The 10,156-nt window shown below is 66.6% G+C and carries 10 protein-coding genes and 2 pseudogenes; 6 read left to right on the top strand and 6 right to left on the bottom strand.

What is annotated here, in order from left to right:
• The 6 genes and pseudogenes from AC1D01_RS09750 to AC1D01_RS09725 form a co-directional block, all read left to right on the top strand.
• Positions 1-211 (top strand): annotated as a pseudogene (locus AC1D01_RS09750) (hypothetical protein); the annotation flags it as partial.
• Between the two features lie 29 nt (positions 212-240).
• A complete protein-coding gene (locus AC1D01_RS09745; protein WP_477865844.1) occupies positions 241-1,308 on the top strand; it encodes a TAXI family TRAP transporter solute-binding subunit in 1,068 nt (355 codons plus the stop codon).
• 189 nt (positions 1,309-1,497) lie between these two features.
• Positions 1,498-1,914 (top strand): hypothetical protein, encoded by a 417-nt coding sequence (locus AC1D01_RS09740; protein WP_477865843.1) that lies wholly within the window; start codon positions 1,498-1,500, stop codon positions 1,912-1,914.
• A 97-nt stretch (positions 1,915-2,011) separates the two neighbouring features.
• Positions 2,012-4,456 carry an RHS repeat domain-containing protein gene (locus tag AC1D01_RS09735; RefSeq protein ID WP_477865842.1) on the top strand — a complete coding sequence of 815 codons (2,445 nt, stop codon included), beginning with the start codon at positions 2,012-2,014 and terminating at the stop codon, positions 4,454-4,456.
• Positions 4,446-4,886 carry a hypothetical protein gene (locus AC1D01_RS09730; RefSeq protein WP_477865841.1) on the top strand — a complete coding sequence of 147 codons (441 nt, stop codon included), beginning with the start codon at positions 4,446-4,448 and terminating at the stop codon, positions 4,884-4,886. Before AC1D01_RS09735 ends, AC1D01_RS09730 begins: the two co-directional genes overlap by 11 nt.
• 130 nt (positions 4,887-5,016) lie before the next feature.
• Positions 5,017-5,367, top strand: coding sequence for a hypothetical protein (locus tag AC1D01_RS09725; protein WP_477865840.1), 351 nt, complete (start codon positions 5,017-5,019; stop codon positions 5,365-5,367).
• 294 nt (positions 5,368-5,661) lie between these two features.
• Here the strand turns inward: AC1D01_RS09725 and AC1D01_RS09720 are convergent, their stop codons facing one another.
• The 6 genes and pseudogenes from AC1D01_RS09720 to AC1D01_RS09695 form a co-directional block, all read right to left on the bottom strand.
• The gene (locus AC1D01_RS09720) at positions 5,662-6,138 is read right to left on the bottom strand and encodes an RES family NAD+ phosphorylase (protein ID WP_477865839.1); all 477 of its coding nucleotides are present in this window, start codon (positions 6,136-6,138) and stop codon (positions 5,662-5,664) included.
• A complete protein-coding gene (locus AC1D01_RS09715; RefSeq protein ID WP_477865838.1) occupies positions 6,135-6,674 on the bottom strand; it encodes an antitoxin Xre/MbcA/ParS toxin-binding domain-containing protein in 540 nt (179 codons plus the stop codon). The genes AC1D01_RS09720 and AC1D01_RS09715 overlap by 4 nt, the downstream gene beginning before the upstream one ends.
• A 90-nt stretch (positions 6,675-6,764) precedes the next feature.
• Positions 6,765-8,432 carry an HrpF/NolX family T3SS translocon protein gene (locus AC1D01_RS09710; protein ID WP_477865837.1) on the bottom strand — a complete coding sequence of 556 codons (1,668 nt, stop codon included), beginning with the start codon at positions 8,430-8,432 and terminating at the stop codon, positions 6,765-6,767.
• A 43-nt stretch (positions 8,433-8,475) separates the two neighbouring features.
• Positions 8,476-9,294: a type III secretion system export apparatus subunit SctT gene (gene sctT, locus AC1D01_RS09705; protein WP_477865836.1), complete on the bottom strand. Its 819-nt coding sequence runs from the start codon at positions 9,292-9,294 to the stop codon at positions 8,476-8,478.
• On the bottom strand, positions 9,287-9,805 hold the full coding sequence (locus AC1D01_RS09700) for a hypothetical protein (RefSeq protein ID WP_477865835.1): 519 nt from the start codon (positions 9,803-9,805) through the stop codon (positions 9,287-9,289). The genes sctT and AC1D01_RS09700 overlap by 8 nt, the downstream gene beginning before the upstream one ends.
• Positions 9,802-10,156, bottom strand: a pseudogene (locus AC1D01_RS09695) (EscN/YscN/HrcN family type III secretion system ATPase); the annotation flags it as partial. The pseudogene AC1D01_RS09695 and the gene AC1D01_RS09700, both read right to left, overlap by 4 nt.

The following is a 10,156-nucleotide window of genomic DNA, read 5'->3' as shown; positions in this document are numbered from 1 at the left end:
GGCACCGGTGGTGTCGACCGCCGTCGCGGCATCGGCTCCGGTGGCTGTTGCGGCGGTGGTTGCGGCGGCCCCTGCGCCGGCTCCAGCGGTGGCCCCGGCCCCGGCCGCGACCGTCGCGCTGCTGCAGCCGCCCGCGGCCGCCGTCGCCACCACCGATTCCTGTCCCCCTGCGCGCCGGGCCCTGGGCCTGTGCGAGCTCCCGACGCCTTGAGCGCCGTTCACCGTCCACCGGAGAAATCCATGCGCCAACTTCTTCTCACTGCGGCCTTGTGCCTCGCTTCGCTGGGCGCCCATGCCGGCGACCGCATCGTCACCGGTTCCGACCGCGGCACCTACATCGAGATCGGCCGCGACCTGTCGCGCTTCATCGGCAAGCCCGCCGGCCTGCCGCTGGAGGTGCTGCCGTCCAAGGGCTCGGCCGAGAACGTGCGCCGGCTGCGCTCGGAGCCCGGCGTGCGGCTCGCGCTGGTGCAATCCGACGTGTACCGCGCCTACCTCGACCAGGCGAACGCCGGCGATGCCGAGGCGGCGCGGCTGATCAAGCCGCTGCGCGTGGTGATGCCGCTGTACGACGAGGAGATCTACTTCGTCGCGCGCGCCGATTCGCCGCTGCGCTCGATCCACGAACTGCGCGACAAGCGCATCAACGTCGGCCCGGTCGGCAGCGGCACGGCGCTGACCGCGACCACGCTGTACCGCGCGATGTTCGGCAGCCCGATGCTGGAGCAGAACACCAGCTTCCTGTCGAACGAGGAGGCGCTGGTGAAGCTCGCGACCGACAAGTCGATCGACGTGGTCGTGATCGTCGCCGGCCAGCCGGCCAAGCTGTTCGCCGACATGAAGTCGGAGGCGCGCCAGTACATCAAGCTGCTGACGCTCGACCGTGCTGCGCCAGAGACACAGGCGCTGGACGGCACCTATGTGCCGGCGCAGATCCGCAGCACCAGCTACCCGAACTGGCTGACGCAGGACGTGACCTCGCTGTCGGTCAAGTCGATGCTGGTGACCTACGACTACCAGTCGCCGGAGGTGCGCAGCTCGCTGACGCGCTTTGCCAAGTCGATGTGCAGCAACTTCGAGAAGCTGAAGAGCGAGGGCCATGCGAAGTGGCAGGAGGTGAGCCTCGCGCCGCCGCAGCTGCCGAAGGGCTGGACGTACTACGCGCCGACGCAGAAGGTGCTGTCGCACTGCGACAGCGAGGCCGAGCCGGACCAAGGCACGGTGGCGTCTGCATCGAAGGCGCCGGCCGCATCGAGCTGCTCGCAGAGCCGCGAGGTGCTGGGCCTGTGCCGCGTGGCATCACGCTGAACGGCCATGTCGATTCCGGGTGCCAAGGGACCGCTGCTGCCGGCGCGGTCGAACCCGGTCGGTCCCGGGATCACGCCGGGGCCGGGACCCGGTGCCCGGCCACCGATCGGGCCACGCCCGTCGACGCCGTCGCAGCGCGCTGCGACAGTGGGCGGCCCGCCGCCGCGCGAGGGCGGCCGGCCGCCGTCGATGTCGAGCGTGGCGCAGCGCCCGCGCTCGATGAGCATGCCGCCGCGCTCGCCGTCGATGCCGTCGCCCTTCGGCCGACCGGGACCGAACTCGAGCATGGCCCTGACTCGCCCCACGCCGGGCGGCCCGAAGCCGATCGGGCAGGGCGGCGRCCAGGCGCTGGCGACGAGCGCGGCGTCTGAAGCCGGCGAGGCGGATTCCCAGGTTTCGCAACTGCTCGACCAGATCGAAGGCATGACCCGCAACCTGCGCGAGCTCCAGCAGAACGGCGCCGACAAGAGCGATCCCAAGAAGCTGATGGAAGCGGTCAACAAGATGCTCGACATGCTCGCGGACTTGAGCAAGAAGCTCGACGAGCGGATGCAGGCGGCGGGGCAATCGTTCGCGCAGGCGACGCAGGCGCAGCCGCAGGGGTGACGAGCTCGCGATAGGTTCATTTGACCCGGTTGACCCGGCAGAGGCCGGATTTCTAGACTGCGCCGCATCTGAACGACAAGACCAGGGAGGGTCTTTCATGCAGCATGCGCGCAGCGGTCTGCGGGCCGCGATCGGTTGTTCCTTTTTCTGTTCCCTCTCGTACGCCGCGATGGCGCAGACACCGCCGCCGGTGTCGCCCATGCYGACCACGCGCTACGAGTACGACGCGATGGGGCACGTCACGAAGATCCTTCGTGGCGCGAGCGGTGACAGCACCTCGATCGCGTACGACCGCCTCTATCGCATCACGTCGATCACCGATGCAAGGCAGGGCTCGATCCGTTTCGACTACCTGGGCGGGACGCCGTACATCAACAAGGTGACCGACCCGCGCGGCCTGGAGACCTTGTACGAGCGAACCGGCCTGGGGCATGTGATGAAGATCGTGAGCCCGGACACTGGCACGACGGTGTTCACCTACGTTCCCGGGACCGATCTGGTGGAGACGATGCTCGACAGCCGTGGCGTGCTGACGCGCTACACCTACGATGCCAGCGAGCGCATGACGCGGGCTGAGCACAGCCGCGGCGGGAGGACAGATCCCGCGCTGACGTGGAGGTACAGCGAGCAAGGGCCCGAGTTCTCCCACGGCGGCGGCAGGCTCACGAGCATGGGGCACGGTGCTGGTGGTGACCGGTACCGCTACAACGAGCACGGGGAGCTTGCGGGCCACACGCAATGGGTCGAGCCGGCGGCGGGCGCGAACAGCGGCACCGTGCAATTGAAGGTGAACTATGCCTACCACCTGGGCAACCTGGAGGGCATCACGTATCCCTCGGGGCGCAGGCTGGTGATCGAGCGCGCAGACGGCCAGGCGCTGTCGCTGGCACTCGCCAAGGACGGCGCCAGCGTTCCGATGCCGCTGCTCAGCGAGATCAAATGGGCGCCGTTCGGCATCGGGATCGACGGCTGGAAGTGGCATGCCCGTGGCGGACTGGTGTCGCATCGGCGCCTGTTCGATCTGAGTGGGCGCATGGTGCGCTATCCGATCGGTGGGGTGCTTCGCGATGTGCGCTACGACGCCCAGGACCGCATYGCCGCGTTCACGCACCGGCAGTTCGACGGCACGCTGCAGCCGGCGCTCGACCAGCAGTTCGGCTACGACGAGCTCGACCGGCTCACGAGCGTGGTGACCGCCACGACGAACTGGTCGATCGCCTACGACCCGAACAGCAACCGTGCGAGCGAGAGCCTGGACGGCCTGTCGAGCCGCTACGACACCGAACCGACGAGCAACCGATTGAGCGGCGTGACGAACCCGGCGCGCAGCCTGGCGCATGACAACACCGGCAACACGACGAGTGATGGTGCAGGCTACACCGCGACCTACGACATGGCTGGACAACTCGCCACGCTGACGAAGGGTGGCATCACGACGACCTACACCTACAACGCGATGGGCCAGCGCATCCGCAAGGTGAGCAGCACGGGGCCGCAGAGCACGGTGATCTACGCCTACGATCAAGACGGGCAATTGCTCGGCGAGTACGACCACGTGGGCCGGGCGATCCGTGAGTACGTGTGGTTGCAGGACGTGCCGGTCGCAGTGTTCATGCCGAACCCGGCGGATGCGAACGGGCCACCGCTGGTGTTCCACATCCACGCCGATCACCTGAACGCGCCGCGGGCGGTGCTCGATACCGATGGCGTGATCCGCTGGCTGTGGCTGGCCGAGCCGTTCGGCACGACGGCACCGGTGGTGGATCCCGGTGGGCGCGGGCCGTTCGCGTTCAGCCTGAGATTCCCGGGGCAGGTGGCGGATCTAGAGAGTGGGCTGTTCTACAACTGGAATCGGTACTACGACGCCAAGGATGGGCGGTACACGCAATCCGACCCGACGGGGCTGGCGGGTGGGATCAACACCTACGCCTATGTTGGCGGCAACCCGTTGTCGGGGGTGGATCCGCGAGGATTGGCCAACTCGGCAGCGGTACGGTGGATGCAAGGTTCAAATGCCGCTCCGCTGCCTGATGTCGGCCCGCCAGGTCTGGGCGAGAGCTTCATCCCCATCTGGGGGTCTGGACGCGAATCGATCAGCGATTTCCAGAGTGGCCGCTACGTGTGGGGCACTGTCAACGGAGCGCTGGCAATCTCGGATGTCTTGTTGATCGGCACTGGAATCAAGGCCGTCTGCAGGGGAGTCTGGAAGACTGGCTCTCATGCGTGGGGAGCAACGAGAAGTTGGTATGGTCGCACTCGTGAACTTGCAAAGGGAACGCCCGTTCACCACTGGGCCATTCCACAGAAATGGATGACCAGAGATTCGTTACTGGAGGCCGTTGGGAATCAGCCCTGGAACCTGATGCCATTGGAGAGCCGGGCATTCCACGATGCCGTACATGGCTGGGGTCCCAATGCTTTCAACCTGAGTGAGCGGGTCTTGTACGGAAGCCCGACATGGGCAAAAGTCTTGGGTGCGGACCTCGTAGGAAAGGGTTTCAATGCAGGATTCGACAATGACAAATGCGGCTGTGAGAACTGATCTGCTGCGCTATCCAGTGCTCGAATTCTCGAAGGGAATGCTCTTCCCGGCGAGGGGCATCGAAGAGCTGGAGCAATGCACGAAGCCGGCGCTGCGCAGCGGCTTCTTCGACGATCTGTTGTTGATCGATTCGGGTGGCAGATCCTTGAGGATTTCAGGGGCCAGGAAGGTGCGTGGCGTGGGGCCGTTCTTCGGGTTCAACATCTTCTTGAACCAAAGAATCCAAGTGACGCTGACTGCTTCAGAGCCTGAGCAGGTCCTAGGGGTCGAAGAGGTTCGGCGGCTTGTTCTTGGCGCCATCCAAGGCGAGCATGAATGGAACTCCGCCTCAGACTTTGACGAACTGGTGGCGATCGTGGCTCGGGCCCAATCCATCTCGGAGATTGCAGCCGCTGTGACCGATACCTACTACCGACAGGACGCGACCTGAGTAGATCAGAACGGAGCGTCTTGAATACGATGGGCCCCGTGTTGAGGATCGTGTATGGCTCGCTTGGTTGGGCAAGAGAAGCGGGCTGCCACGCCGATGCGGCGGGCGATGGAGGCGGCAGGCGCGTGTGATGCTGGCAGTCTGCGTTCATTGCGGAAACATCAAGCGGAACCTCTCCGCCCGGTGTGCCACCTGCCACTTTCAGCCGCAGACCGATGAGGACAAAGCCAGGGCGTTCATTCTCTCGACGGCATATGAAATCGACGGCGAGTACCGCGGCATGACGAAAGAGCAGCTCACCGCCATTGCGGCTGCTGTCGGGAACGGACGCCCATATGCCTTTGACGAGGCCGAGATCCAGTCGGTCGTTGCCTATGCGAAGCGCGTACTGACTGTGCCCGCCAGGCGATTGATCATCGATGGAGTGCGATGGCTGTTGCTTCCGTTCCTTGTTTTGATGGCTGTCCATCTGTCCAGGTGATGGGCGCTTGATGCTCCAGGCGCTTGTGATGAGGAACTGAGCTCCCGCGAGGAGTGGTTCGTTGCCATGGAGCGCGGTGAACTGAAAGGTGGCGCCCTGTTCGCTCAGGACCCGCAGGGCAACTTCTTCGGCTTCGACATTCACGGGCGCATCCATTTCTTCTCGCGATCCGCGCCCTTCTTCTCGATGATCTCAGAGAGCTTCTCCGGATTCATGAAGGGCTTGTCAGACGCGACTACAAGATTCGTGACTGGGTCGATACGCTCGCAGCGCAAAGGTACGGGTGGTGAATCGCTACACCCGGTGGTCGTAGACGAACCGCCGGGCTTTCACCGCCGTCAGCTCCGCGGCATCCGGATGCGCCGGGTTGATCAGCACGTTGTCTTCTTCCTCGATGATCACCGAGGGCACGACCAGCAGCGCCGATCGTCCCTCGCTGAGCCACACCGAGCCGAGCGCGCGTGAGACCAGTCCTTCGGGAATCGCATCCCAGCCGACGGCCGGTGGACGTTGCAGCACCAGCCGCGCCGTCCAGACCGCGTCCGGCACATCGATGCGCACGAGGAAGCGATTCCACGGCAACTTGCCCGCGCTCTTGCCGATGTGCGCTCGCGTCTCCCAGGCCGCCAGCGACACCGAGGTGGCCGCGAAGCTCACCAGCTCGCCGGGATGGGTCCAGCGCGAACCACGGCTCGCGGCACCCTTGCCGGCCAGGTCATCGGCGCCCCACTGCGGCGTGTCGGTGGCAATCCGCCACAGCGCCACCGTCATGCGGGCAATCCACCGCGCATGCGCTCGAGCACCTGCTCTACCGCGCGCAGTCCCTCAGGGTTGCGCAGCAGTTCGGCCGGGGTCCTGTCGCCCAGCTCGGGCAGCGGTTCGCGCAGCCATCCGGCCAGCCAGGCGTCGAGGTCGAAATCCTTCAGTTGAGCGGGGTCGCCGCTCTCCTCGAGCAGGCGGCGCAGCGTGGCCGCCACGCGCAGCAAACCCATCACGCGGTGCCCGGCGATGTCCGGCAGCACCTCGCCGGCTTCGTCCTTGCGGCGGAACGTGGTGGGCGACACGCCGATGATGTCCATCACGGTCGACACCGGCTGGCCGGTCGCCTCGGCGATCACGTCGACCAGCCAGGTGGGAACACCGGCCTCGACAGCGTCGAACAGCACGATCCCGGGTGAACTGCGCACCCGCCCGACCAGATCGGCGAATGCCTTGCGGGATGCCTTGGCACCCGCCGCCGGGCCCCGCGACTGCGCCGACCAGAAGTCGGCAGGCCGTCCGGAACCCAGAGCCGGCCGGGGGCGCACAGCGGCAGCGCACATGATGATTTACCCAAATGGTTGATCGGAATGCGCCAAATGGTAGCGCACTCCGATCGCCTCCGGATGAAAACCGGGTCAGAAGAAGTCGGCCGCTTTCGGCTTCTCGCCGCTCGCCCCGTTGAGCCCGGCCTTCACGCCGCCCGTCACCAGGCTGCCGGCACTGCTGTTGGTCACCACGTTGAGCCCGGTGCCTGCGATATCCAGCCCGGCGTCGCGCAAGGCCTTCTTGACGTCGCCGCCCTGGATCGCCGTCGCGGCGACGTTGGTTCCCTCCGACCAGGCGCGCGAACCCATCGCGACGGCCTTGGCCGCCAGGTTGAACGGCGGCGGCAGCACCCGGCCGAGCTTCTCGGCCACCTTCGAGATCACGTTGGCGATCTTCGACACCACGCTCAGGCAGCCCTGCAGGAACTTCTTGAAGCCGCCGCCCTTGGCCTTTTTCTGATCGGGCTGGTCCATCTCGCCGGCCACCATGTCGCCGACGGCCTTCACGTCCTCGGCGCCCTTCGGCTTGTGCGTGGCGTTCGCCGGCGTCGTCGCGACCTCCTTGTTCTCCAGGTGGCTGCGGAAGGCCTTGATGTCGTCGCGGCTGATGGTGCCGTCGTCCGACTGCTGCCACAGCTTCTTCGCGCCCTTGATGTCGCGGCCGTGCTTGGCGTTGTCGAGCTTGCCGAACAGCACCGGGTCCTCGAGGAACTTCTTCGCCGCTTCCTTGTCCTCCGGCGCGGCCTTCGGGTCGTCGGCGATCTTCTGCAGCTTGTCGCGGTTGAACTTGTTGCCGAACGCGCCGTTCGGGTCGGCATCGATGCGGTCCAGCGCCTTCTTCTGGTCGGCGTCGAGCTGGCCCTTGGCCGCGATCTTGTCCTCCATGCTCGCGTGCGAGACCTTGTCCTTGCCGTTGTTGAGGTCCTTCCACTCCTGCGGGTGGTCGGTGAAGTACTTGGCCGCGGCGATCAGCTGCGGCGGGCACTTGCCGGTGTGCGAGGTGCCGTCGACGATCTTGTGCAGCTCGTCCAGCGACATGTCCTTCGGCAGGTAGTCGGCGTACTTGTACAGCTCGTTCTCGGCATCGTTCTTCGTGATCGGGCGGCCCTCGGTCGTCTTGCCGTTGTCGCCCGACGGGATGTAGTTGTCGGCGTAGCCCTGGGCCTTCTCTTCGTTGTAGGCCTTCAGCTCCGGGTCCTCGGCCAGCTTCTGGATGTCCTTCGAGCTGATCTTGTGGTCGAGCTTGCCGTTCTTGCCGCCGTCCAGCATGTCCTGCAGGCCCTGGTCCGACAGCACGGTGTTCAGCGCCTTCTTCAGGTCCGGCGGCGTCTTCTCGTCCTTGGCCATCTTCTCCATGTCGGAGATCTTGGTGCCGTGCTTGTTGAACGCCCCTTCATGGCGCTCCAACGTCGACAGCGCGTCCATGCGCGCGGCCTTCTGCTCCGGGCTCACCGGCCGCTGTGCCGGCGGCAGCTGCTGCTGTTGCTGCTGGGCCGCCTTCTGCATCGCCTGCGCCTGTTGCGCGCCGCCTTGTTGCACCGCGCCGATCATGCCCTTCAGCAGCTGCGCACCCCCGCCTTCGCCGTCTTCGTCGCCGCCACCCGGCAGCGACAGCGGCGGCAGCTGCCCCATCGTCGATTGCGCGAGCTGCTGCATCGAATCGCCGCCCTGCGGCGTGCCGCCGATCTTGCCTTGCGGTGGCGTGGCGATGCCGATGCGGCCCTGCAGCCAGGCCTTGTTGTCGACCATCATGTTCATGTTCGTCCTCCTGGGGAATGGGGGTGTTGGAACGGGCGTCGGTTCAGCGCGCCTGCAGGCTGCCCTGCAGCTGCTGCAGCAAGCCGGTGGGCAGCAGCAGGTGCCGCACCTGGCTGACCAGCACGCCGATCAGCAGCGCGAGCATCAGCATCGTCACCGCGCCCTTGACAGGCTGGCTGAGGTTGGTGGGTTCGAGCTTGTCGGCCGCGCGCGTGATCAGCCCGAAGCCGAGGTCGATCAGCACCAGCACCAGCATCATCGGTGCGGCGAACTTGATCGTGCTCGTCATCAAYGAGTCGGTTTGCTGCACGATGAACAGGTCGGGCACGCGGGCCAGGTCGGGCATCGGCGCGAACAGCGGCCACACGTGGAACGAATCGAAGATCGCGCCGATGAACACCAGCATGCCGCCGAGCGCGAAGAACACCGCGATCACCAGCTGCACCAGCAGGTTCGACACCGGCGTGCTCTGCTGCCCGCTCATCGGGTTGGTGAGCTGCACGCTGTTGTAGCCGGCCTGCGTGTCGATCATCGCGCCCACGCACTCGGCCACCCAGAACACCGTCGAGGCGGCAAAGCCCATCAGCAGGCCGATCATCGATTCCTTCAGCGCGAAACCGGCCCACTGGCCGGCCGTCAGGTTGCTCGCGACGTCGGCCGGCAGGCCGAACGCGACGAAGCCGCCGATGATCACGACCAGGCCGGCGCGCACGTAGCCCTGCACGAACTGGTCGCCCATCGGCGGCAGCACGTTGAAGGCGGCGAACAGGCGCAGGCTGGCGAGCGCGGTCGCGAGGAACAGGTCCTCCAGCGGGTGCAGCGTGCGCGCGGCCATCTCGTACAGGCCCTGCATGTCATCCATGGGCGGCCTCCTGGCGCTGGGCGCGCTGGCGGGCGACGAAACGCGCCGCGCCGGTTTCCTCGGTCTCTTCCTCGGCCAGCTCCTCCTGCGCCGCTTCGCGTTCGCGCAGGATGGTGGCGATGCGCTGCTCGAAGCCCTCGATGCGCTGGTCGTTGCGGCGCACCGCCGCCTGCGCGGTCTTCACCACCGCGGCCTGGCGGTCGACGTGCTTGTGGCTGTCGGCCAGGGCCTTCTCGGCCTGCGCGGTCGCGCCCTTCAGGTCCTCGATGCGGAAATCCGCCGCGCGCACCGCGTACGGCGTGAAGGAGGTGCGCAGCAGCGCGTCGCGTTCGTCGCGCGCATCGCGCTCGTCCTGGCGGCAGGCGGCGAGCTCGCCCTCGGCGGTCTTGCGCGCCTCTTCGAGCTCGGCGAGCTGCTTGCGCGCCGCCTGCACCTCGGCCTCGAGCCGCTCGCCCTGGCGCTTGCGCACCTTCACCAGCGTCCGCAGCGCCTTCACGGGCGCGGCACTCACCTGACGACCTCCGCCAGCTGCCCGAGGATGTCCTCGTACGGCATCAGGTCGCTGGTCTTCTGGTTCAGGAACGCGCGGATCTCGGCGACGCGCTCGATCGCCAGGTCGGCCACCGGGTCGTTGCCGGCCTGGTACTCGCCGACCTGCAGCAGCATCTCGACCTCGTCGTACTTGGCCATCAGGTTGCGCAGGTGGCCGGCCGCCTCGGCGTGCTCGGCCGGCACGATCTGCGTCATCACGCGCGACRGGCTGCCCAGCACGTCGATCGCCGGGTACTGGTTCTTCGCCGCGATCTTGCGCGACAGGATCATGTGGCCGTCCAGGATGCCGCGCACTTCCTCGGCGATCGGG

The sequence above is a fragment of the Rhizobacter sp. P3_B12 genome, from assembly GCF_056402895.1.
The sequence above is the reverse complement of the archived record's forward strand: the minus strand, read 5'-3'. Positions and strand labels throughout refer to the sequence as shown.